The 25,110-nt window shown below is 38.5% G+C and carries 24 protein-coding genes and 1 riboswitch; of the genes, 3 read left to right on the top strand and 21 right to left on the bottom strand.

The window, feature by feature from the left end; genetic code table 11:
- From H131_RS02375 to H131_RS02320, 12 genes are all read right to left on the bottom strand, one after another.
- On the bottom strand, window positions 1-897 hold the full coding sequence (locus H131_RS02375; RefSeq protein WP_010857447.1) for a response regulator: 897 nt from the start codon (window positions 895-897) through the stop codon (window positions 1-3).
- Window positions 898-1,658: 761 nt separating this feature from the next.
- Complete coding sequence (locus H131_RS02370) at window positions 1,659-2,492, bottom strand: hypothetical protein (protein WP_010857446.1); 834 nt, start codon at window positions 2,490-2,492, stop codon at window positions 1,659-1,661.
- A 264-nt stretch (window positions 2,493-2,756) separates the two neighbouring features.
- Entirely contained in the window at window positions 2,757-3,608 is an 852-nt protein-coding gene (locus H131_RS02365; RefSeq protein WP_010857445.1) for a MetQ/NlpA family ABC transporter substrate-binding protein, read from the bottom strand.
- A 61-nt stretch (window positions 3,609-3,669) separates the two neighbouring features.
- Complete coding sequence (locus H131_RS02360; protein WP_010857444.1) at window positions 3,670-4,338, bottom strand: methionine ABC transporter permease; 669 nt, start codon at window positions 4,336-4,338, stop codon at window positions 3,670-3,672.
- A complete protein-coding gene (locus H131_RS02355; protein WP_010857443.1) occupies window positions 4,328-5,356 on the bottom strand; it encodes a methionine ABC transporter ATP-binding protein in 1,029 nt (342 codons plus the stop codon). The genes H131_RS02360 and H131_RS02355 overlap by 11 nt, the downstream gene beginning before the upstream one ends.
- 84 nt (window positions 5,357-5,440) lie before the next feature.
- A riboswitch (SAM riboswitch) is annotated at window positions 5,441-5,546 on the bottom strand.
- Window positions 5,547-5,622: 76 nt separating this feature from the next.
- On the bottom strand, window positions 5,623-5,934 hold the full coding sequence (locus H131_RS02350; protein ID WP_010857442.1) for a thioredoxin family protein: 312 nt from the start codon (window positions 5,932-5,934) through the stop codon (window positions 5,623-5,625).
- A 14-nt stretch (window positions 5,935-5,948) separates the two neighbouring features.
- The gene (locus H131_RS02345; protein WP_010857441.1) at window positions 5,949-6,290 is read right to left on the bottom strand and encodes a small primase-like protein; all 342 of its coding nucleotides are present in this window, start codon (window positions 6,288-6,290) and stop codon (window positions 5,949-5,951) included.
- Between the two features lie 96 nt (window positions 6,291-6,386).
- Window positions 6,387-6,767, bottom strand: a complete 381-nt coding sequence (gcvH, locus tag H131_RS02340) for a glycine cleavage system protein GcvH (RefSeq protein ID WP_010857440.1) — start codon at window positions 6,765-6,767, stop codon at window positions 6,387-6,389.
- An 81-nt stretch (window positions 6,768-6,848) separates the two neighbouring features.
- Window positions 6,849-7,205, bottom strand: a complete 357-nt coding sequence (locus H131_RS02335; RefSeq protein WP_010857439.1) for an arsenate reductase family protein — start codon at window positions 7,203-7,205, stop codon at window positions 6,849-6,851.
- Window positions 7,206-7,386: 181 nt separating this feature from the next.
- The gene (locus H131_RS02330; protein ID WP_010857438.1) at window positions 7,387-9,171 is read right to left on the bottom strand and encodes an acyl-CoA dehydrogenase family protein; all 1,785 of its coding nucleotides are present in this window, start codon (window positions 9,169-9,171) and stop codon (window positions 7,387-7,389) included.
- Between the two features lie 136 nt (window positions 9,172-9,307).
- Window positions 9,308-10,480: an acetyl-CoA C-acetyltransferase gene (locus H131_RS02325; RefSeq protein ID WP_010857437.1), complete on the bottom strand. Its 1,173-nt coding sequence runs from the start codon at window positions 10,478-10,480 to the stop codon at window positions 9,308-9,310.
- A 52-nt stretch (window positions 10,481-10,532) separates the two neighbouring features.
- Entirely contained in the window at window positions 10,533-12,917 is a 2,385-nt protein-coding gene (locus H131_RS02320) for a 3-hydroxyacyl-CoA dehydrogenase/enoyl-CoA hydratase family protein (protein ID WP_036130953.1), read from the bottom strand.
- Window positions 12,918-13,384: 467 nt separating this feature from the next.
- Between H131_RS02320 and H131_RS02315 the strand changes: the two genes are divergently transcribed.
- Together H131_RS02315 and H131_RS02310 are read left to right on the top strand one after the other, a co-directional pair.
- Complete coding sequence (locus H131_RS02315) at window positions 13,385-13,699, top strand: thioredoxin family protein (protein WP_010857435.1); 315 nt, start codon at window positions 13,385-13,387, stop codon at window positions 13,697-13,699.
- Window positions 13,700-13,798: 99 nt separating this feature from the next.
- Window positions 13,799-14,308, top strand: a complete 510-nt coding sequence (locus H131_RS02310) for a C39 family peptidase (protein WP_010857434.1) — start codon at window positions 13,799-13,801, stop codon at window positions 14,306-14,308.
- Here the strand turns inward: H131_RS02310 and H131_RS02305 are convergent.
- A complete protein-coding gene (locus H131_RS02305; protein WP_196228854.1) occupies window positions 14,301-15,188 on the bottom strand; it encodes a 5'-3' exonuclease in 888 nt (295 codons plus the stop codon). The genes H131_RS02310 and H131_RS02305 overlap by 8 nt on opposite strands.
- Before the next feature lie 107 nt (window positions 15,189-15,295).
- Between H131_RS02305 and H131_RS02300 the strand changes: the two genes are divergently transcribed.
- A complete protein-coding gene (locus tag H131_RS02300) occupies window positions 15,296-16,510 on the top strand; it encodes an NAD(P)/FAD-dependent oxidoreductase (RefSeq protein ID WP_010857432.1) in 1,215 nt (404 codons plus the stop codon).
- 37 nt (window positions 16,511-16,547) lie between these two features.
- Here the strand turns inward: H131_RS02300 and H131_RS02295 are convergent, their stop codons facing one another.
- The 8 genes from H131_RS02295 to H131_RS02260 all read right to left on the bottom strand — a co-directional run bounded on the left by H131_RS02295 (window position 16,548) and on the right by H131_RS02260 (window position 25,033).
- On the bottom strand, window positions 16,548-17,519 hold the full coding sequence (locus H131_RS02295) for an agmatinase family protein (protein WP_010857431.1): 972 nt from the start codon (window positions 17,517-17,519) through the stop codon (window positions 16,548-16,550).
- A 2-nt stretch (window positions 17,520-17,521) separates the two neighbouring features.
- The gene (gene hutI / locus H131_RS02290) at window positions 17,522-18,784 is read right to left on the bottom strand and encodes an imidazolonepropionase (RefSeq protein ID WP_036130951.1); all 1,263 of its coding nucleotides are present in this window, start codon (window positions 18,782-18,784) and stop codon (window positions 17,522-17,524) included.
- Window positions 18,785-19,230: 446 nt separating this feature from the next.
- On the bottom strand, window positions 19,231-20,226 hold the full coding sequence (locus H131_RS02285) for a polysaccharide deacetylase family protein (RefSeq protein WP_230491811.1): 996 nt from the start codon (window positions 20,224-20,226) through the stop codon (window positions 19,231-19,233).
- Complete coding sequence (locus H131_RS02280) at window positions 20,202-20,990, bottom strand: hypothetical protein (protein ID WP_230491810.1); 789 nt, start codon at window positions 20,988-20,990, stop codon at window positions 20,202-20,204. The genes H131_RS02285 and H131_RS02280 overlap by 25 nt, the downstream gene beginning before the upstream one ends.
- On the bottom strand, window positions 20,941-22,614 hold the full coding sequence (locus tag H131_RS02275; protein ID WP_010857427.1) for a GNAT family N-acetyltransferase: 1,674 nt from the start codon (window positions 22,612-22,614) through the stop codon (window positions 20,941-20,943). The genes H131_RS02280 and H131_RS02275 overlap by 50 nt, the downstream gene beginning before the upstream one ends.
- Before the next feature lies 1 nt (window position 22,615).
- Window positions 22,616-23,710, bottom strand: a complete 1,095-nt coding sequence (locus tag H131_RS02270) for a glycosyltransferase family 4 protein (protein WP_010857426.1) — start codon at window positions 23,708-23,710, stop codon at window positions 22,616-22,618.
- Between the two features lie 51 nt (window positions 23,711-23,761).
- Complete coding sequence (locus H131_RS02265) at window positions 23,762-24,391, bottom strand: sugar transferase (RefSeq protein ID WP_010857425.1); 630 nt, start codon at window positions 24,389-24,391, stop codon at window positions 23,762-23,764.
- A 198-nt stretch (window positions 24,392-24,589) separates the two neighbouring features.
- The gene (locus H131_RS02260) at window positions 24,590-25,033 is read right to left on the bottom strand and encodes an SACOL1771 family peroxiredoxin (RefSeq protein ID WP_010857424.1); all 444 of its coding nucleotides are present in this window, start codon (window positions 25,031-25,033) and stop codon (window positions 24,590-24,592) included.
- Window positions 25,034-25,110: the final 77 nt, after the last annotated feature.

Here is a 25,110-nt window from a genome sequence, read left to right as displayed (position 1 = left end):
TCATAACCTCGCAAATGTTCGTTTTAATTGTGCTTGAAATAAATTTAAATCGAATGGCTTAATTAAATACTCATCAACGCCACTTTCATATGCATAGATCATATCTCCCTGAGACTTTCTATTTGTCATCATATAAATAATAAATTTCTTTTGATTAGCCATTTGCCTTAATGTGTGCAAGACATTGAGGCCATTTTTACGAGGCAAAATATCATTCATAATGACAATATGCGTATGTCCAGATAAATACCAATCTGACTGTAAAAATTCGTGCCCATCTGAAAATATTTTTGTTTCCAATTGAAAGTGATCTACTACCATTTTTTGAACTGTCAATTCTAATACTTCGCTAAAAATAGTATTTTCCTCTAAAATACTTACTTTCACTTTTTTAATTGGTTGTGCCTTAAAGCTCGTCACGATTTCGATTTTCCAAGGTTCTGATAGTTGACTAAAAACTTCAAACTGTTTATCTTTTAAATCTTCAAACATTACTTGATCATTTTTAACCTCTACAATAATTCCCTGAAATGTAAAAGTTGAATCGATTTTTAAAGGGAAGTTCTCATTTATTACGAGTTGAAAAATTCGATTTAAAAATGCTTTTCCCTCCTCCTCACCATTTTGTGGTAACAAAATTCCCCATCGTAAACTTCCCTCTAACCTAAAAAGCATATCGGTATTCCGAACTTCGGATACAAGAAAATGAGCAATTTGTTCTTCTAAATCTTCAATCATATTATTTTGATGGGGGTCGGTTACAGTTGCCTTTAAAAAAATAACTGTCAATTCCATATGTGAACGAATAACATTTGCCTTTAACACATCGAAAATTGGTACAATATAACTTTCATTAGAAATATTTACTTTTTGTGTCGCTTTAATTAAAGTGTCCATCCTATACTCCTCTTACATTTTCTTAATATGATATTTATTTGCACTGTGGAACTATTATGATCAATAGGTGTTTTTCGTCATATTTTCATCAAATTCCCTTCTTTTTAATTCATTCATTACTGTTAAATAAGGAGAATATATTCCACAATAAATTGACGATTTTTAATATAATATCCTCTATAACAAATTTGTATAGGCTCAACAATTTTTCATTCATTCTAAACAATAAATAAAAAACAAACTTAGCTATATTTAAAAAACCTTATTATCAAATGAGTATGACTGCTTCTAGAAATTTCTGTATAGAGGTACAAGTAGTATTCTGTATCTGACGCTCCGCTTTCGCAGCAAAACTACCGAAAGAAGAAAAAATAATTAAACTATCACACTAATACGTACTAGTTATATTTATATATTAATATGTGCTTTTTTGGAGATAAGATAAAGGTAGGATATTGCTTTTTACTTGATGTGGTTATGAGCTTTTTCAACGTTTTACAGTATATCATATTAGTATCCTTTTATAAGAATATAACAGTTCGAACTAAACAAATTCTAAACAAATTCTAAACAAATAAAAAATTAAAAAAATTGCATTAAATAAAAGAAAAAATCTGCTGCATTCCTCAGATAAGACGAGGAAGTTTTGCAGATTCTTTCCTTTTATGACAACGAACAAATGAAGGAAAATGCCCTTTTATTGCTGATTACAAGACAACTTTGTCCCGATTAATTGAATAGCCGTTAAGACTAACTGGCATTTACGGTCGCATTTCCATCCAACTTTCAAGATGGTGGATTGCAATACCTTTAAAGCTCTGTTTTTTTAAAAAATGTTTTTGAACTTTTTTCAATTGTCGATCCATATATGCTTCTCCTTCTTCTGAGAAGCTAACTAAGTCGCCCTCTGCTGACTTCAAAGTTTCAACACCTACAACAACTTTTTTATCCATTCGTTTAGCATATTCAATTTCATTTTTTACGATTTGTATAATGTCCTGTGAATTATCTCGATAAGCCATTATCGTCACACCATCTGAATAGTTAATTAACCATTCTGATAAAATACCTTTACCATATTTAGTCTCATATGAGATTTCGTCATACCAAAAAGGTATATCTAATTCTAGTGTTAATTTTAATGGTCGTGCTTTCTTTTTAGCATGTATAACTAACTGTTGATAAGTTTGAATCGCGATTGTTTGTTTTGTAGACCAAATATTTGTATCATATGGCTCAATATCTAAATGTATTCCTAAAAAACGTTGTGCCTCGGTTGCTTCACGTTGATAAAGCTCAAGCCAATCCATAAGTTGATTTTGATACTCCATGCCATTCTCTGTAATCCAATAAGTTTCCCCAGCAAGTGCGTATATTAGGATGTTTTTCGCTGTAGCCTTTTCAATAAAGTTTTGATAAACGCTTCTTGATATTTCATAATCAATTTGCAAATAAACTTTGTTTATTTGTTTGTTTTCCAAAAATTGTAATGTATCAATTTCGTTATCCACAAGTATCCACGGATTCCAAATCCATGTAGAACGTTCATCTTCTGTAATACTATCTGCCTTTATAGTTGTACTATTCAGTGACATAAATAATATGCATATGATTACCAACTTAAACTTTCGACTATTAATAATTTTACACAGCCCCATTCGTTCAAACTAGTTATACCGTACCGAAAATTTTCAAAAATAGAAATAAACAAAAAGAAGGATATATTTCTTTTTATTATTGTTCCTCATAAAGTAGGAATTTTGTCTTAAAGGAATGTGCAACCTATCTCTATTTTTACAAAAAAAATAGTACAAACCAAAGTTTGTACTATTTAATCATATACTCTTTACTAAAATAAATTACTTAACTGGTACAACTGCGCCCTTCCACTCTTCAATGATGAAGTCTTGGATTTCTTTAGACGTTAATACTTCTAATAATTTTTTAATTCCTGGTTTTGTTTCATCGCCAGCGCGTACTGCGATAATGTTTACATATGGTGACTCTTTATCTTCAAGAGAGATTGCATCTTCCGTTGGGTTTAAACCGTTATCAATTGCGAAGTTGGAGTTGATAAGAACTGCGTCGCCTTCTTCATTTTCAAACATTTGTACCAGCATTTCTGGTGCAGTATTTGCATCGAATTTAAAGTTTTTAGGATTTTCTGCGATGTCTTTGATTTCAGCTGCTGTTTTGTCGATACCCTCTTTTAATTTAATTAAGCCTTTAGCTTCTAATAATGAAAGCATACGCCCGTGGTCTGAAACAGAGTTAGAAAGTAAGATCGTTGCACCTTCTGGCAGGTCCTCAAGAGTCTTATATTTTTTAGAGTAAATTCCGATTGGCTCGATGTGAACACCGCCAGCATTGACGAAATCATAACCATTATCTTTGATTTGTAAATCTAAGTAAGGAATATGTTGGAAATAGTTTGCATCAAGAGTTTTAGATTCTAAATCTTGGTTTGGTAGTACATAATCTGTATACGTTTCAATTTTTAGATCAATACCTTGTTCAGCTAAAATTGATTTTGCTTCTTCTAAGATGACTGCATGTGGTGTATTAGATGCACCTACAGTTAATGTTACATTTTCCTTATCGTCTGCTTTATCTCCAGTTGTTGAACCTGCATCTTCTTTTTTATCGGCACCACAAGCTGCTAGAGCTAGTACAAGGACTGATAAGAATAAACCTGCTAAAAACTTCTTCATTTGTTTACACTCCCTTTTATCTTGTTCAAAAATATGTTAGCGGTATGAAACCGGAATAACCTTAACGTTTGTCTGTTTTGGCTGTTATCATGTCGCCAATCCATTGAATGATAAATACTACTACTAAAATTAAAATCGTTGCCATTAATGTTACGTCTTGACGATTACGTTGGAAACCATCTAAAAAGGCTAAGTTCCCGAGACCACCAGCACCAATAATGCCTGCCATTGCTGTATAGCCGACAAGTGCAACTGCAGTTACTGTAAGGCCCGAAATAAGTGCAGGCAAGGATTCAGGAATTAAAACTTTCCAAATAATTGTAGAAGTTTTTGCCCCCATTGAACGAGCCGCCTCAATGACACCTCTATCAATTTCACGTAAAGCTATTAATACCATTCGTGCATAGAACGGTGCGGCACCTATAATTAGTGCAGGTAAGGCTGCATCTGCCCCACGGATTGTCCCAAGTAAAAATTTCGTGAATGGAATTAATAAGATGATTAACACGATAAACGGAATCGAGCGGAATATATTAACGACCGAGCCTGTTAAAAAGTTAACCAATTTATTAGCCCATAGTTGGTTAGGACTTGTTAGAAATAGGATGATGCCAATTGCTAACCCAAGAATAAAGGTTACAACTGCTGAGATAGAAGTCATATATAGTGTTTCATATGTCGCTTCCCACATTTTTTCCCAGTCGACATTCGGAAAGAGACTAGTTAGCATCTGTAATCACCTCCGTTTGTACTTCTACTGTATTTAAATAACTTAAAGCAGCAGTCACATTGGTCTCTGAACCATCAATTTGTACAATGAGCGTACCGTATGCGCCATTTTTAGTTTGCGAAATGTTACCATGAACAATACTCATGTCAACATCAAACTGCTTCACTAGATGTGAAATAACAGGCTGCTTTGTTTTTTCACCTACAAAGACAAGTTTGACAAGTTGACCAGTAGGATAATTCAGCCTTAGCTGAGCCACGGTTTCCTGTGTTTCCTTCGTATCGGTAATTTGAGATACAAACTTTTTCGTTATAGCCGCTTGCGGTGCTTGGAATACTTGCAATACCTCACCACGTTCAACAATTTCTCCAGCCTCCATCACCGCCACACGATGACAAATTTTACGAATTACATGCATCTCATGTGTGATTAAGACAATTGTTAGGCCTAATCGTTCGTTAATGTCTACAAGCAAATCAAGAATTGCATCTGTTGTCTCTGGATCCAGTGCTGATGTTGCTTCATCACATAACAATACTTCAGGATTATTGGCCAACGCACGTGCGATACCAACGCGTTGTTTTTGTCCACCCGATAGCTGTGATGGATACGCTTTGTCACGGCCCTCTAGACCAACAAGTGCAATCAATTCATTCACGCGTGCCTCTCGTTGTGCTTTAGGTATACCTGCAATTTCTAATGGGAAAGCAATATTTTCCGCAACTGTTCGAGACCAAAGTAAGTTAAAATGTTGAAAAATCATACTTACTTTTTGTCTAGCATTTCGGAGCTTTTGCCCTTTAATAGATGAAAATTCTTCGTTGTTAACCGTCACCGTACCAGATGTCGGCTTTTCTAAACCGTTTAATAACCGAATCATCGTACTTTTACCAGCGCCACTATAGCCGATAATACCAAAGATTTCACCTTTATTAATGGAAAGGTTGACATCTTTGACTGCTGTTAATTCGCCATTCGTGGTTTTGTACTTCTTCGTAATATTTTGAAGCTGTATCATAGCAAATACTCCTTTTCTCATATAGAAAACCCCTTCACTTGCAGACAAGTTGAAGGGGTCACGTACTTTATACGTTGAACCGTTCTCTCATCTTTCAAAGAAAATTTCTTTGGGTGATTTGGCACCTTTTCACATATGTGATGGTTGCCGGGCTTCATCGGGCACTTCCCTCCGCCACTCTTCATAAGAGTTCGATATTTTATTTTCATTTAGAACGTATGCTGAATAAAATTAATATAATTGATACTTTACCACGCTAGCAAAGTTCAGTCAATCGGTTTTTTTAACAATTCGTATAAAAATGGTACGGATTGAAAAGCATATACCTTTTCTGTAACTTTATCGCCATCACTAATAAGTAAGCATGGTACACTTTCAATTTGGTGCTCATAAGCTAAAGGCTCCAAAAAATTCATATTAGCTTTACCAAACTGAATCTGTGGCAACAGTTGCTCAACGATATTTATCATTTTAGATGCGACTGCACACGTCCCACACATAGGTGTATATAAATAAAAGGCAGTTTTTTTACCAGACTGCATAGCAACTTCCCACTGCTCTTTTGACCATTCTTCCATCTTTTCACGCAACCTTACAAAATATATTCATTATGGATTGAGAAATGTGCGCGCAGTAAAATCATTGCTAGCACTTTCCTTGGTGTCGTCTCTACTTCTTTATAGGTTGGCATCGTTCGTAAATGCTCCGCCTCTGGATAATGTCTGTCCATTAGTGCCCGCAGCTTATCACCTGATGGATCAGCATCAAAAAATGTGTATAGCTCACAGCCCTCATAAGGATCCAATAACTCTTCTAATTGATGAACACCGATAGTACCATTTGTACACAGTATTATAACATTTCCACTCAAAATAGGTTCAATTTGAAGCTTATCCGAACGGCCTTCCACGATTAAACATTTCCCCTCGAACATCACGCCACCCCCATTTAGACTTCTACCCTTTATTTCTCATTATATAATAAAAAACGTCGGTGTTTTCCGACGTTTTCAGGTGCTACAAGCTTGTCTTTATTCAGCAATCATTTCTTCGTATTGATCTGCTGTCATAAGTTTTTCAATTTCTGATGCGTCAGCAGGCTCTACAACGATCATCCATGCTTTTTCATATGGTGATTCATTTACGAATTCCGGGCTATCTTCTAAATCAGCATTTACTTCAACCACTTTACCTGAGATAGGCGCGTATAATTCAGAAACAGTTTTTACTGATTCAACACTACCGAATGGATCATCTGTTTTGATTTCATCGCCAACTTGTGGAAGCTCAACGAACACGATATCTCCAAGTTCAGATTGTGCGAAGTGTGAAATACCGATACGTACTTTACCGTCTTCTACTTTTACCCATTCATGTTCTTCAGAGTATCGTAAGTCTTTAGGTGTGCTCATGCAAAAAACCCCTCCATAAATATGTAATATATTCACTATCAGTGTGCCATACTTCTCCCATAAAAACAAGGATAAAGGCGGTTATTTCCAAGCTTGCTCAAAATCTGATTCTTTAAACCCGAGTGTCACTTTTTCTCCATCAGTTACGATAGGTCTTTTAATAAGCATACCATCTGATGCAAGCAGTGTAAGTTGCTCTTCTTCTGGCATTTCAGCTAGTTTATCCTTCAAACCAAGCTCCCGATATTTCATGCCTGAAGTATTAAAAAACTTTTTCAATGGTAACCCACTTACCTGCCAATAGTTCTTTAATTGTTCCTTTGTTGGTGGTTGCTCCACAATGTGTACCTCTTCAAATGAAATACCATTGTCGGTTAACCATTTTTGCGCTTTTTTACATGTCGTACATTTTGGATAATGGATAAATTGAATCGTCATATGTAGGCTCCTCTACAGTCATTTTCTGTAGTATACCATCATACTTGTCGTGAACCAAAATGAAACCATTGTTTCATGTTTTTCCGTCAGTATTTCGATTCTATCCGGCACTTTTTCAGTTTTATCCGTCTAAAGATAAAAAACGAGCTACCGATAATGCGTAGCTCGTTCATAATATTTTTTATACGATGAATTTTTCTGCTTCGATTAGCTTAACTGAAGCTTCACGTTTCTTCGTGATTAAATTATATGGATTGTTGCGCGTTAGCTTACGTAATGCAGACAATGTCATACGTGCAGCATCTCCGTCTGCTGAAGCAAGAATTGTATCTTTCGCTTCTTTCTCAATTTCTGCAAAGGCCTCTTGGCAGAAGATTTGTGTATAAAGAAGTTTTTGATGTGCTTTCTCTTCACCGTCACGTGCAATGGCCTTTTCAGTACGTAATACAGTTGATTCCATTGCAAATAATTGGTTAGCAATATTAGCGATGTTCACAAGTACTTCTTGTTCTTGATCAAGTTTTGCGCCAAAGCGTTGTGCCGCCATACCAGCAGCTAATACGGCAATTTTCTTCGCATTTTTCACAAGGTATTTTTCTTGTGCTAAGGCTTCTGTGCCCACTTCCTCAGGCATTAACATCAGAAGCTCTTGTTGTAAATTTTGTGCAGCCTGCAACAAAGGAAGCTCGCCTTTTAATGCTTTTTTCATGAATGTACCTGGTACAATCATTCGATTAATTTCGTTTGTTCCTTCGAAAATACGGTTAATACGAGAATCACGGTAAATACGCTCTACTTCATACTCTGCCATGAAACCATAGCCACCATGTAATTGCACTGCTTCATCAGCAATGTAGTCCAATGTTTCTGAACCAAAAACTTTAGCAATCGAGCATTCAATTGCATACTCTGCAATCGCATTTGCAATCACTTTTCCTTGCTTTTGCTCTTCAGGGCTTAACTGGCTTAAACGATCCTCAAATAGTCCAACTGTACGATAATTTAATGATTCTGACGCATATAATTGAGACGCCATAGTCGATAATTTTTCTTTTGTTAAATTGAAGTCAGATAATTTCGTTTTGAATTGCTGACGTTGATTTGTATACTGAATGGCAAGCTCTAAGGCGCGTTTTGACCCACCGATTGTTCCCACACCTAATTTATAACGACCGATGTTTAAGATGTTGAATGCGATCACGTGGCCACGACCAACTTCGCCTAATAAGTTCTCAACTGGTACTTCCGCATCTTCAAGTACTAATGTACGAGTCGATGAAGATTTAATGCCCATTTTCTTTTCCTCTGGACCTACAGAAACGCCATTATAAGCACGTTCTACGATAAATGCTGAGAATTTATCGCCATCGATTTTTGCATAGACAACAAATACATCCGCAAAGCCAGCGTTTGTAATCCATTGTTTTTCACCGTTTAATACAAAATGTGTTCCTGCAGCATTTAGTTTTGCAGTCGTTTTCGCACCTAGTGCATCAGACCCTGAACCTGGTTCTGTTAATGCATATGCTGCAATTAATTCACCTGAAGCAAGCTTTGGTAAATACTTTTTCTTCTGTTCTTCGTTTCCGAAAAGTACGATTGGCAATGAACCAATTCCAACGTGCGCACCATGCGTAATGGAGAAACCACCTGCTACTGACATTTTCTCTGCGATTAATGCAGAAGAAACTTTGTCTAGGCCAAGACCTTCGTATTCCTCAGGAACATCTGCGCCTAATAAACCAAGCTCACCAGCGCTTTTTAACAAACGTACTGAATGTTCGAATTCATGATGTTCTAAGTTTTCAACGACAGGTAATACTTCGTTTGCTACATACTCTTCAGTCGTTTTTGCAATCATTTTGTGCTCATCTGTGAAATCTTCAGGTGTAAATACACGATCTAATTCCACGTCTTCAATGATAAATCCGCCGCCTTTAATGATATCCGTTGTTTTTTCTGTCATTTTAAATTCCTCCTATTTTTATGGTGCCTGGCACTCACACAATTTTCACACAATTACAATCTCATATATAGAAAAGCTCGGAGTATTTTGTTCGGAGGCAACCGAAAACGCCAGACCCCGAGCTTAACTAGTAACCTTATACTATTTCAAATACGCCAGCAGCGCCCATACCGCCGCCGATACACATTGTCACGACACCATACTTCTTGCCTTGACGTTTTAGTTCATGAATTAGCTTCAATGTTAAAATTGCACCTGTTGCGCCTAGCGGGTGTCCTAATGCAATTGCTCCACCATTTACATTGACCTTCTCTTGGTCGATACCTAAATGACGTACAACCTGTAATGATTGTGAGGCAAATGCTTCGTTAATTTCCCACAGATCAATATCTTCGATAGAAAGACCTGCAATTTCAAGCGCTTTTGGAACAGCTACGATTGGACCAATCCCCATTACTTCAGGTGGCACACCGCCAACTGCAAAGCCTAAAAACTTCGCCATTGGTGTCATTCCTTGCTTTTCGGCTTCCTCACGATCCATAACTAGCACAGCCGCTGCTCCATCAGAAGTTTGTGAAGCGTTCCCTGCTGTAACACTTCCTTTAACATGGAATGCTGGACGAAGCTTCGCTAAACCTTCGACAGATGTACCAGGACGTACACCTTCATCCTTACTGAATGTAAATTTCTTTACTTGTGGTTTATTATTGTCGTCCACATAATGTTGTTCCACTTCGATAGGCACGATTTCATCATTGAACTTACCTTCTTTAATGGCTTTTTCTGCTAGCTCATGTGAACGTACAGCAAAAGCATCCTGATCTTCACGACTTACATTGTATTGACGTGCCACTTCCTCAGCTGTATGCCCCATCCCCATGTAATATTGTGGTGCAGTTTCAGCTAATGCCGGATTTAAACGAGGTGTATTGCCCACCATTGGTACCATACTCATCGATTCAACGCCACCTGCAAGAATCGCCTTTGAATGGCCAAGCATAATGCGCTCAGCAGCGTAAGCAATTGCTTGTAAACCCGAAGAACAAAATCGGTTAATCGTTAGAGCAGGTGTTGCATCTGGTAATCCCGCAAGCGCCCCGATGCTCCGTGCTACGTTCATTCCTTGTTCTGCTTCTGGCATCGCACAGCCTAATATTAAATCATCTACCGGCCCTTCATAACCCGCTCTTTTTAATGTTTCTTTGACAACGATTGCCCCAAAATCATCTGGTCTAACTGTTGCTAAAGAACCTTTTTTCGCTTTTCCAATAGGAGTTCGTGCTCCTGCTACAATAACGGCTTCACGCATTCTATAAATCCCCCTTTGTGTCCTGTGCAAAATTTAGTCATTAAAGTCTTCATTAGTTGCGAAGTGGCTTTCCTTTTAAAAGCATGTGTTGCATTCTTTGTTGTGACAGTGGTTCAGCTACTAAGCTTAAGAAAGCCTCACGCTCAAGATTTAATAGGTATTGTTCATCAACTAATGTGCCATATGGAACTTTTCCACCCGCGATAACATAAGCTAACTTTTTCGCAATTTTCAAATCATGCTCACTAATAAAGCCTGATTCAAACATACCTTGTGCGCCGATTAGTAGCGTTCCATAACCTGATGCACCTACAACAGGGATTTTTGCTGGCACTGGTGCTTGGTAGCCCGCTTCATATAGTGCTAATGCAGCTTGCTTTGCATCATAAATTTGGTGATCCGGATTGACCGAAATACCATCTGCAAAATCTAGGAAGTTATTAACATGCGCTTCTTCCCCTGATGTAGAGACTTTTGCCATTGCAATTGTTTCAAAGACTTTATTCGCAATATTTTGATAGTCTACTTCAACGCCATTTGGTAAGCCTTTGATGAATTTTTGGTAAAGCGCTTTATTACCTCCACCGCCAGGGATTAATCCTACGCCAACTTCCACTAAGCCCATATAAGTTTCCATCGTTGCTTGGATATGTGCAGCCGGCAAGCAAACCTCTGCGCCTCCACCAAGCGTCATTGCAAATGGTGCCGCAACAACAGGCTTGCGAGAGTACTTGATTTTTTGCATCGCATCTTGGAAAGCTTTTATGACGAAATCGAGTTCAAAAATGTTATCATCCTGTGCTTCTACTAAAATCATACCTAGATTAGCACCCACACAGAAATTTTTGCCTTGGTTACCGATGACTAAGCCTTTATAGTTAGCTTCTACTTCATCAATCGCGAAGTTAATCATTTGAATGATATCTAAGCCAATAGCATTGGATTGAGAATGGAACTCTAGCAATGCAATGCCATCACCTAAATCTATTAAGCTGGCACCTGTATTTGACTTAATAACGCCGTGCTTTTTCTTATAGCGCTTTAGGTTAAATTCTTTTTCATTTACTGGTACTTTCACGTATTCTGTACCATTGTAGTACGCTAGATTACCATCGATTTCAGAGTAGAAAGTATCAAAGCCATTCGCTAACATATCTTTGACGAACGTTGGTACTACACGATTTTCCGCTTCCATTTTTGCCACGGATTCTTTAACGCCGATTGCGTCCCAAATTTCGAATGGACCTTGTTGCCAGCCGAAGCCCCATTTCATGGCATTGTCGATGGCTACAATATCATCAGCAATTTCACCGTGTAGCTGTGCAGAGTAAATTAATGTTGGTGCGAAGATACTCCATAATAATTCCCCTGTACGATCCTTCGCATAGGTCAAAGCCTTGACTTTGTTTGCTAGACCACGTGCCTGTTTTGCTAATTCAATAGCAGGTGTTTGTAATTTTTTTGTTGGACTATACTCCAGCGTATTTGGGTCAATTTCTAATATTTCTTTGCCTTTTTTCACGAAGAAACCTTGCCCTGATTTCGCCCCTAGCCAGCCATTCGTTACCATTTTTTGCAGGAATTCCGGCACTGTAAACACCTGTTGCTCTTCACCTGTTGTTTGGTCATACACATTTTTCGCTACATGAATGAATGTATCTAGACCGACAACATCTAGTGTGCGGAAGGTTGCGGATTTCGGGCGACCAATTAGTGGACCTGTTACAGAATCTACTTCTCCGACTGAATAGCCACCTTTCACCATTTCTTGTAAAGTGACAAGTAAACCATACGTCCCAATGCGGTTAGCAATGAAGTTTGGCGTATCCTTAGCCAGGACAACACCTTTTCCAAGGATGTCTTCACCAAATGCCTTCATAAAATTAATCACTTCAGGTGCTGTCGTATTTGCTGGGATCACTTCAAGTAATTTTAAATAACGTGGCGGATTGAAGAAATGCGTTCCTAGGAAATGCTTTTGGAAATCTTCTGAACGTCCTTCCGCCATTGCATTAATACTAATTCCCGATGTATTCGAGCTAATGATTGTACCTGGTTTACGCACAGCATCAATTTTTTCATATAAGTTCTGCTTGATTGCTAAATTTTCAACGACTACTTCAATAATCCAATCGACGTCCTTTAGCTTTTCTAAATCGTCCTCAAAGTTGCCTACCGATAATAGTGATAAATTTTTCTTAGAAGTAAGTGGTGCCGGCTTTTGCTTCACTAACTTTTGAAGAGCTCCTTGCGCAAAGCGGTTACGCACAGCTGGATGCTCGAGAGTAAGTCCCTTTGCTTCTTCCTCTTTCGTTAGTTCTTTCGGCGCGATATCTAATAATAATGTTGGAATACCAATGTTTGCTAAATGTGCTGCAATTCCAGAACCCATTACACCAGAACCTAGAACAGCTGCCTTTTTAATGTTGTAAGTCACAAGCAATTCCCCCTTATTCTCCCATTGAATGAATAGCCATTCATTTTTTGGCCAAAAAAAATCAAATTTGCCTTGACGCATTTTTTTCAGAAGTTGAATTCGGCTAGCCCAATTCAAGATTTACCGCTTTCGCGCATAAAAATCTGTGAAATACATCTGAGGCTTATCTTCGTTCAGTTGGCGTTTTGACACATGATGAATAAAAAATTAACTAGTATTCACCTTTCACCTATCGTGGTCCAAGTCTTCCGCTGAATGAAGATAAAACTACTTTTTCTGTTTTTAGTGTAGATTATTTTGTTAAATTTAGCAATCTTTTTTCTCTAATTTTTTTCGCAATATACAACTTTTTTCGTTATTTACGAGCGAAAACACGACAATAAGTAGCGTCCCAATAAGCGCAAACAGAAAACTTTCAGGATTAAGAAAAAATGTGTAGAATGTTAAACAAGGAGAGTGAAATACTAATGAAAACAATTACAACTACAGAACAATTTAACGAGCTTATCTCTGGCGAGCAAAAGGTCCTTGTGAAATTTTACGCTGGCTGGTGCCCCGACTGCACACGTATGAATATGTTCATCGACCCAATTATCGAAGAATACAATCAATACGACTGGTACGAGCTTAACCGTGATGAGCTTCCAGATATTGCAGAAAAATATGATGTTATGGGTATTCCAAGCTTATTAATATTCCAAAATGGCGAAAAATTAGCACATTTACATAGTGCAAACGCTAAATCGCCGCAGCAAGTAATCGAGTTTCTATCTGCTCAATAATCATTTTTAGGTTCTACTATCTGCTGCGAGAGCCAAGTAATAAAAAAGTAGCTGCATTTCTTCATTAGAAATGCAGCTATTTTTTGAAAGGAGCTATTTATGCGCTGTCAATTACCTTTACAAGGAAAATCACAATATGATGCATCTATTTCACCAAACTATCGTAATTCTGCCTGTGGGCCAACAACTGTTCATGTCATATTACAATACTTACAGGTAAACAAAAAAACGCCTGCTATCAACGAACTGTACAAAATGCTTGGTGGTACCAAAATTGGTCTCTTTAAATGGCGCTTAATCTATAATCTTCGCAAGATGTTTCCAACATGGGAGATTCGCGACTGTTCAATAAAAGAAGCGATGAAGGAAATCGATGAAGGTCGCTCTGTAGCGATGCGTTTCGACCGTTATTTTAGCTGGCAATGGCGCGATAAAAAATCTGCTTATGCCTATCATTGGGTACCTCTCATTGGCTATGAAATCTACAACGATGAGCTATTATTAATTTTCCATGATAATGGTGGTCCCGATCGTGATAGTACAATACGTACCACCTTTTTTAAAGATAACAAGCACGTTTTACGCTTTGTTAAAATTGCTCCTAACTAAGTGAATATAATGTGCGTGCCTGCTTAGCGATTAAGGTAAAACCTCGCTCTTCTAACGCTTTAAATGTATGTTGCTCGTAACCTGGCACTGCTAAACTCGTAAACTCGGCTTCTATTGGTACATTTGTTTGAATCGTCGCGAGTTCGTGCGATAATCTCAGCATATCAACATTATCTTGAATTTTAGTACGTTGCCCTGGCTTTAGCTCCTCTAAAGAAGCAATAACCTTATCGATCGAACCGTATGTTTGAATAAGCGTCAATGCTTGCTTCGGCCCAATACCTTTTACTCCAGGATAACCATCACTTGTATCACCCATAAAGGCCTTAACCTGTGCAAACTGCATTGGTTCAATACCGTATTCCTCTATAAATCGTGCATGCGTGTACACATCGTACTCCGAGTAACCCTTTTTGGTAAAGGCAATCTTTGTTGAAGGCGTTAACAGTTGCAATAAATCCTTATCACCACTAATGACTGTTATATCAGCAAAGTCTTGCCATTTCGAAATCATTGAACCAATTACATCATCGGCTTCCATACCAGTAACACCAAAGTTTTGCCAACCAATTTGTTCAGATAGGGTCTTCGCCATATCAAATTGCGGCAGCATTTCCTCTGGTGGTGCAGGGCGATTCGCTTTATACCCATCATATAATTCATTACGAAACGTATGTGAACCCATATCCCAGCATACTGCTATATGTGTTGGTTGCATGATCGACTGTGCTGTCAATACATGTCGTGCAAACCCTTGCGCACCATTAGTTGGTGTACCGTCTTCTAGGCGTATAAAATGTCCCATTGCTGCTGAAGCAAAAAATGACCGGAATAATAAAGCCATGCCATCTACAATTAAAAGTTTTGGTTTAGTTGTCATCATTAAAAATCCTTTCTATCCAACATTCCTTTATTATATCAACAATGATTGAACTGTGCTTTAAATGGGAATGAATCATAAAAGATAATATAAGGGGGATTATTAATATGAAAATTCATAGTGGGACTTTATATTGGCCAACGACTACTGACAACGACCTTTCTATTATAAAAAATCCGATTGCACCTTTTTATGAGGTCATTATTATCGGGGGTGGCATAGCTGGTTTTCTAGCTGCACACGCATGCTTAGAAGCAGGTCTAAAAGTTGCCCTGATTGAAAAAGAGGACATTGCAATGGGCAGTACTGCCGCTAACACAGGAATTTTACACTATAGTAATGACATTATGTTGCATGAACTAATTGAGCAAATTGGCGAAAAAAATGCGGTTCGTTTTTATAGCATGTGCTATGAAGCCATTCTAGATATTGAAACGATTGCTCAAACACTACCTGACCAAGCAGATTTTCGACGCCGACAAAGTATTTGCTTTGCTAGTAAAACTCGTGATACGACCAAGTTGTTACGTGAATTTAAAGCGTTGCATACACATGGATTCCCTTGTGAGTATTGGAATGACATTATTATAAAAGAGCGCCTTGGCTTTGAAAAAGATGGCGCCCTTGTTACATTGAATGATGCTGAATTTAATCCTGTAAAGTTCGTTCAGTGTCTTGCAGAGCAATGCCAACAAAAAGGTCTCCATATTTACACAAATATTATGGTCAATGTGTTAGAAGATACAAATGAGGGCACTATTTTGCATACCATTAACGGTCAATTTGCTACACGCAATGTAATCTTCGCTACTGGCTATCAAAATCTACCTTATGGTCAGTTAAAAGGCACGAATTTAAAACGGTCGTATGCTATTGTGACCAATGCTATCGATAATTTTAAACCATGGTATGAACAATCACTCATATGGGAAACGAAGCGTCCTTATTTGTATATGCGCACAACGCCAGACAATCGGATAATAGTCGGAGGTCTTGATGAAGATAAAGCTAAAGTACCAAAATCAGAGGCAAAACTGGAAAAACAATCAAATAAGCTACTTGGATTATTGCATGAGCTATTCCCTCAAGTTGATGTGAAAATAGATTACAGTTATTGTGCAACCTTCGGAGATTCAATAGATTATCTACCATATATAGGTGAACATCCCGATCACCCTCACTACTATTATTTACTTGGACATGGGGGCAACGGTACTGTTTATAGCATGCTTGGCGCAAACATTTTAATGGACTTGCTACAGGGTCTACCTAATGATGATGCAAGGATTGTTACCCTAGCACGTAAAAACGGTATCACATAAAATAGGCAGGCTATGGATTGTACCCATAGCCTGCTCTTCATTTTTTCGAGATGCGATGCCGATGATCAAGTTGAATACCTGTAACCCATTGTAAGAATGCAGTCACACCCGTTTTCACCGTCTCTATGCGTAACTGTCCCTCTTTAGGGTCCGCATAGACAAAATCAATATGACGCACACCTTCATTTTCGCCAATGAGCTTTACAATATCAAATAATTCATAAGCCGTTAATCCCCCCGGTGTCGCAGCAGGTACATCAGGTGCAAACGTGATATCAAGTGCATCCAGATCAACTGATACATAAATACGGTCTACCTCGAACATTAGCTGACGAAGCATTTCATGAATGGTAAGCTGTATACCATCCCGACGCATTTGCTTTAAGGTAATCATATGAATACCTTGTTCACGTGCATAATGAATCATCTCCGGTGAATTGAAAAATCCATGCAAGCCTACATTATAAATATGCTTTCCTTCCACCACACCTGCTGCTATCAGCTGCTGTATAGGAGAATCCATTGCTAGCCCAATTTCCTCTTGATTCCTTGCATCTAAATGTGTATCAATTTGAATAACACCGATCCGTTCCTGCGGGAAGGCATTTTTTATGCCACGTAGGGAACAAGCTGTTATCGTATGATCTCCACCAATAAGGCAGGTAAAGCTTTTCTGATAGGCGATACTTAAGTTTTCTGCTGCAGCCTCAATAGCCGATTCTGAGAGCATCTTATCTGTCGCATGAAAAGCGACGTCACCGATATCAACGACAGCCAGTGCACGTAAATCCACTTGCTCATCTAGATTATAAGATTGAAAGCTTGACCATGCCTTGCGAAAAGCATGTGCATACTGTGCTTTTTGAGATGGCTCATTTGCATATGAGAATAATGCTCCATATACAATGACATCAACATCACTCGGATGTGGATTTTCTTTTTGTTTTATCCATTGATGCATGCCTGAGCCATTTTCTTGCTTCCAAAGCCATTCAGGTTGAATGAACATATTTAACCGACCACCTTTACGCCTTTTTTCCATACTGTTTTCACATGGTTAACACCGAAAATATAATGTAACTTTTGATGATTATGCACATCCCATAGTACAATGTCTGCTTGCTTCCCTACTTCTATCGAGCCAACACGATCCTCAATTTGAAGAGCACAAGCAGCATTATACGTAGCGGCGCATAAGCTTTCTGCTGGTGTCATTTTCATCGTAATACAAGCTAAGTTCATGACAAGTGGCAATGAGATTGTCGGGGATGACCCTGGGTTACAATCTGTAGAAATGGCCACAGGTACACCAGCATCGATAATGTCTCGTGCACGTGCCGGCTTCTCTCCTAAATACAGTGCCGTTGCTGGCAATAAACAAGCGATAACACCTGATTTTGCAAGCTCTTCAATCCCTTCATCTGATACTTTTAATAAATGCTCTGCAGAAATAGCCCCTACCTTTGCTGCGACATACGCACCTTTATTTTCTTCTATTTCATCCGCATGAATTTTTGGAATAAGCCCATATTCCTTGCCAGCTAGTAAAACTTGCTCAGATTGCTCTGGGGTAAAGACTTCGACTTCGCAAAATACATCAATGAATTTTGCAAGATCCTCTTTAACAACTGCTGGGATCATTTCTTCGATGACTAAATGGACGTACTTATCTGGGTTCTCCCTATACTCCTCTGGCACCGCATGTGCTCCCATAAAGGTTGGGACAATATCCATTGGATGCTTTTCATGCAATTTTCGCATTACACGTAATTGCTTTAACTCATTTTCTAGGTCCAGCCCGTAGCCACTTTTGCTTTCGAGTGTCGTGACACCATGCTGTAAAAATAAGTCCAACCTTCTCGCAGTCTGGTTGAAAATATGTTCTTCTGATAGTGTGCGCATTTTTCGTGTTGTTGCATGAATACCACCTCCAGCATTCATAATATCCATATAACTCGCACCTTCTAAACGCATCTCAAATTCATGCTCACGGCTGCCCCCAAAAACAACATGCGTATGAGGATCTATTAATCCTGGTGTAACAATCTTTCCGGTTGCATCTACAATGTCAGCTTCTTCTGCTCGATGTATATATTTTAGAATCATTTCACGTGTCGTACCCAAATCTTGAATCAAGCCATTTTCAATCCATACACTCCCACCCTCAATTATAGCGAGCTCTCGCATTTCTTCCCGTACACGTGGCCCTTTTTTATCGCTGGCCAGTGTCACTAATTGTGAAATATTTTGAATCCAAATTGGCTTCTGAGACATTCCCTTCATCCCTAACTCCCCCTATATACTAAGGCTTATCTTCTATCTTCAATTTCGTCATCCTTCGGCATTTTTCCTCTTATTCTCACAAAATATCCCCAACATTTGACCGTATATAGTGAAACTCAAGCAGTGAGGGGTTCTCATTTCCCACTGCTTGGTAGTTGAACCAATCGGGCTGTTACGGTCAGGTGTTCGTCCACTTCGTTCACTCGTTGTTACCTCTCCACTTGAGGTGGCAGCTTACTGACCGTTACTGCGGGATACAGTGAAACTCAAGCAGTGGGGGTTCTCATTTCCCACTGCTTGGTAGTTGAACGAATCGGGCTGTTACGGTCAGTTGTTCGTCCACTCCGTTCACTCGTTGTTACCTCTCCACTTGAGGTGGCAGCTTACTGACCGTTACTGCGGGATACAAAAAAGCAATAACATTCTGTTTAGAAATGTTATTGCTTACAAAGCAGTGCTACCTCATGCATAGAATAGCTTTGGAAATTATATTTTGTTTGTAGTTCTCGATAATATCGTAAAAGCTCCTCCAGCATAGCTAAATTTTTTTCTGTATGCTTGCCGAAATTATGCGGATGCCACCATAAATGATAAAAAGCTCCTGCCTTTGCAGCGGCAAGCATTCCTTCCTTAATTCGTCTTACCTTTAGTCCTTCTAAAATCCACAGTCGCTTGCAGTATGGTCTTAAAAATGCGCTCGAACGTACATTAACGAATCCTTCGTTCTTCATTTCTTCCAATCGTATTAAATGATTGCCTGTTATATTAACATAGCTGTCTAGCCATTTCATCGCACCCAATAGCCTATTTTTTTTTGTGAACTTTTTAGGGCTGTATAATGCGTGTGCTTCATTTCCTCTATAGCATACAAGTCCCGCTTCCAGACATGCCTCGAAATAACTGCTGTTCACCTGATTGCGAGGGAAAACAATAGATTTCATAGGTGCGATATAATCTGCACTTATCATTGTTGTTGCCTGCAAATCTGCTCGAAAATTATCTTCTGTTTGACCATTCTCCAAGCAATAGTAATGTGAAAACGTATGGGTACCCACTTCCTGATGCGGTGTACAAATGATTGCTTCAATTAAGGATTTGCCAAAATGTAAAGAATCCTCTTGCTCATTTTCGCCTACATTGGCAAGCTGCAAATGCGCTGCAAAGCGTATTTGATCATATTTTACTGGGATTCCTCGCAAATAATGTGCCATTTCATCCTTCGTTTCTGCAAACAATAAACCCACCGTTGCCCACGTTGCATGAATGCCGTATTGCTCAAATAATGTAAGTATTTTAGGCAATGCATGGCGTACTCCATATAAATTTTCATCATATTGTCCATGTTTAAACACATCATGGACACCCCAGTTCAGCTCAAAATCCAAAGAAATAACGAACCCACCACTTTTTACTTTAATTGCTGTTTCCTCCACTTTTGCACGCCCAGTAACAAAGCACTGATTTTCGATTGTGCAATGAAACCAGAATAAACATCTACAACTTGTCCTCCAAAGCTAAGCTTAAATTCTCGAATATTTTTTATATCTGTCAACTCTCCCATATCGTACACCAAACAGCCTTGTTGCTTTAAATGCAATAAATTATGCCATAGCAAGAAGCGGTTAGCATATCGTATAGGTCGCTTTAAATGTGCAGGCATTGATGAAGGGTGACAAGTCGCCACATAATAAGACATGGCTTTATTAGCGTGGACAATATCCAGTCTATAGCATAGTGTTTGTCCACAATTGCTACGTGACTCGGATAATAACAAAGCTCCTTTGTTATTTATCAACGAAATAGACTCCATGTGAGATTTACTCAGTTGCTCAAGTTTTTTCCTTTTGGCAAAATTATTATAAAAGTGTTGAAATGCACGCAAATTCTCCTCTGATGGTTTTTCATATAAAAGCATTTGATAAGCTTCTTGCTGTGCACGGCGGAGCATTTTTTGATTGTTCTTCGACAATGCTGCATACATGGTACGCTCATTATCTGTTAGTCTAATATGAACAGTTTCGCTTTTGGCAAGCTTGCGACTCGGCACAAGTGAATGTGTATGACATACAAGGTTCATTGGCTTTCTAATATTGGCTGGTTTCTCTGCAAAATAAATATGCTGCATTGCGATATTCCATCGCTTACTTCTAATGGATAGAATGAACATCGCCCCCACTCTCTGTGTATTTTTCCACATGTTTTCGCTCATAGCGAGCACATTTGAAATGTTTCATTCGAGAAATTCGTTTATAGCCTAGTTGCTGCAATCGTTTACGCTTTCGCCATTGCCAAATGCTTGCTGTTACCCAAAGTGTGTGTGCTGGTTTTATTTTTTGAAAGAAGGCTGTAATAATATCGATATTTTTATAGACATCATATGTTAAAAAATAGGTCTGCTTAGGCAAAGATTCAACAATGTGCAAAGTGTCTACACGCCAGTTATCCGTGTGCAATGCAAACGCAGGCTTACTCGTCTCCGCAAAAGAATCTTTGTAGATTGTATACCCCTGATAGAACAAGGAAATAATTACTTCCTGATCGAGATGTATGGCCTCTTGAATTGACATTTCCTCAAACAACTGCCCGACAGGTCGAAGTGGTGTTTCACTATCTGTGGGGGGTAATTCAAATAAATCTACTTGCTTAAAACGAAAAAACTTTTCTACGAATCGTTGTCCATATTCTAGCCAATCTTTTCCTTTTCCATACTTTACTAAATAACGCAATTGCCCAAGTGTATTACGTTTCCACTCCACCATCCGTTGGTTACGTTTTAACGTTTCCTTTATTCGTTCCTTTAGTGCAAAACCACTTTTTACAAGCTTTGCACGCCTCGAACCGCTGCTGACAATCAAATGCCTTGTAAAATCTATGCCTGAACGCCAATCAAACTTATAAGGCTCATAGCCAATGCTCATATCAAATTTGCTATAGCCCTCATTAAAGGAGCGCTTTATCATATGTTGATTCACAATACGACCGGCCCCAAATGAATTAAAATTCGGCTCGTGTCCAAGTACATAAGACACATATCGTCCTCGACAGCAAAACCCGTATGTGAAAGCAATCCACTGATTTTCAAACACCAAAGCCTGTATATCTACTTTCAACGCATCACCTGTAAGAAGTGTTAGATGCTCGAAAAACTCCTTTTTCTTTCCTTTCGTGAAACTGCTCGTATCTACCTTTTTGGCCCAACGTCTATCAAACAAGCTGAACATCTGCCACAGCTCATTCGGTTCCGGAATTTTACTACTCAAGGCGCCTAAGTTTCGTAGCTTTCTTTCTCGTCTATCTACCCCATGCATCTTGCGGCGGTTATTAAAATAACTTGAAAAATCTATTTCGTTAAAGGCAAGATACGGTGTTATTACCCGAAAAATACTTGGTTGTATCTGCTTTTCAACGAAATATTGTTCAATTACCTTCGAAGATTCACCACTCTCCAATAATCCATGAAACGAAAAGATGAGATGGCGGTGCTTTTTTATTATTTCCTCAAACACAAAGGTTGCAGTCGGTAATTTCCACTTATTACGCGCTACTATACCTGAATAATTAGCCGTATTTTCACCTGCAAAAGCATACATGACAACCCCCCATTGCTTTCGCACAGTGAATGGGAAAAAAGCGATGATATCGTCTTCTTTTTTAACAGCATATAACTCCACTCGCTCTTTATTTCCGATGAATTTCCACCAATTATAAAACCAAGCATATTCAATAAACGGATTATCATTATGTTCACTCGCTAAAATGTTATCCCAGATTTCCTTATATAATGTAAGCTCATCATCAGTTCTAATACGTATTAATTGCACTTTAATCACCTTTCTTAGCTAACTTTAAGACGGCCTGTTCATAAACATATAATGTTTTCTGGTACATCGGTGAGAATGTAAAATTTCTTAAAAAGCGACGTTCACTTGCATCTCCCATTTTTTGACGTAGTGTTTCATCTGTTAGTAATTGTGTCATTCTTTGTTTAAGCAATTCTTTATCATCACGGTCAATTAAATAACCATTGACGTTATCGGTGACTAGCTCTCTTACGCCCCCTACATTCGTTGCAATGATAGGGAGCCCAGCTCGCATAGCCTCGATAATTGAAATCGGTAGCCCCTCCCAGTCCGACAATAAAACGAATATTTGACTTCTTGCGAGCAGTTCTGTGACTTCTGTTTGATTGCCCAAAAACGCTACACGGTCTGTAAAACCTTTATCTGCAACATATTTTTCAAGTGCCGGACGTCGTGAACCTTCACCGATAAACTGAATCCGCCACGGCACTTCTGTTAGTTCTATCAATGCTTCCAATAGTGCATCTTGCCTTTTTGGCACTTCAAAACGAGCAACCATCATAATCAGCGGATATTCTAGACTGTTTTTACTTTGTGTAACGCACTCGCTTAATTGCTCGATGCCATTATGAATCGTCGTTAATTTATGGGCAGGAGCTATACCTTTTGTAAGAGCTAGCTTACGATCATACTCAGATACTGTAATTATGGTCGTCGTTAACGGTTGCACTGTTTTTTCAAGCTGCCGATACATAAGTTTCTTTTTTGGTGGAACCCCGTCTGTAAAGCTCCAGCTATGGGCAGTAAAAACTGTGGGAATACGTAAAAATTTACCCACTATACGCCCAATGGCACCTGCTTTTGAAGAATGAGCCGCGATTACATCGGGTTTTATAATTTTTAAAGCAGATCTCAATTGCCACAGTGCCTGTATATCTTTCGATAAATGCAGCGCTCGTTGCATAGCAGGTATACTGATAACATTAATTTCTTCATCTTGCAAACGCCACAGCGATTCATCATATAAGCCCGTTACTATCGTTACCTCGTGAGCATCTTGTTTTAATTTTATTGCAAGTGCCTCTACATGCTTTTGCGCGCCTCCTACTTTATCCATGCGCGTTATGAGTTGAACAATTTTCAGTATCCATCACCTCCCCACTTTTTATTAGTAAGCACCTGTTCTCGCTAACACTACGACTAAGGTTTTGACAACGATTTTTAAATCCATCCAAAAGCAAAAATTATCAACATATTGAATGTCATATGATATTTTTTGCCCATGTGAAATAGTTGAGCGTCCGTTAATTTGAGCAAGCCCTGTTAACCCCGGCTTAACTTCTAAACGCCGTGACTGCAATGTATTATAAGCATTTGTTATTGTTGGCACATCTGGCCGTGGTCCGACAATACTCATGTCCCCTTTTAAAACGTTAATGAGCTGTGGAATTTCATCAATGCTTAACTTGCGAAGAATAGCCCCCACCTTTGTAATACGCGCATCTTGGTCAGTTTTAAAATAATAATCATCCGGTATGCCATCAGCACACATCGCAGGCATATTTACAGGGATTGCCTGAATGTTCATCGTTCTTAACTTCCAAATGATAAACCGCTGATGATCAGAGCCTGTGCGAATTTGTTTAAAGAAAATGGGGCGACCTGTGGTAGTTAATAAAATGAGGATTACCGCTAACATAAGAGGAATTGTTATTAAAAGTAAGAGTAGTGCCCCTACAATATCTAAAATTCGCTTCCCATACTGACCGTAAAATGTGATAGTCTCAGTTGCCTGCACGTGCAATACATCATCCTTTGCATTTTTTTAGCACTTAACTTTATATATTCATTTCGCGCACTAATAGAACTGTTTCAAGCAAAGCAAAATCACAGTTATTGTGAAAAAAAAGAAGTTATTTCAGATATGATTCTGAAATAACTCCTTTAAAATTTGCAGGTGAAAATGGATTGTTTTTTTAGTTACTGAGCTTTTGCGTTAACCTTGTACAATTTGAATTTGACATTCAATTTGTACATTGCCTTGTAACGCTTTACTAATCATGCAAGTCTTTTCTGCCTTCTCAGCTAATCGAAATATGCGCTTGTGCTCACGATCAGTTAGGTCATTGACAAGTATAGTGGGCTTATGAACGATTCGCTCGTATGTAAAAACACCATTTGTAACATCTACAAACCCTTCTGCTTGCATCGACAAATCCACCACAGGTACTTTTGAATTTTCTAATAGCGTTGCCAGTGTAATTAAATAACATGTAGCCGCCGCACCAAGTAGCATCTCGTCTGGATTCGTGCCAATTCCGGGTCCATTCATTTCCTGAGGAATAGAAATCTTGGTGTTCAATTGACTCGTAGATAAATCACCTGTACCATTTCTTCCCTCTGACCATGTCAAATTCATACGAAACATATGTTGAACCATCTACATCTCTCCCTTTCAGTCATGTGAATAATAGTATCGCCTTGTATTTATAACAAACTAGAATGGTGTGTTGTGGT

This window comes from Lysinibacillus sphaericus OT4b.31, assembly GCF_000392615.1.
Taxonomy (GTDB): Bacteria; Bacillota; Bacilli; order Bacillales_A; family Planococcaceae; genus Lysinibacillus; species Lysinibacillus sphaericus_B.
Note: the sequence above shows the minus strand (reverse complement) of the source record. Positions and strands in the feature narration are given on the sequence as shown.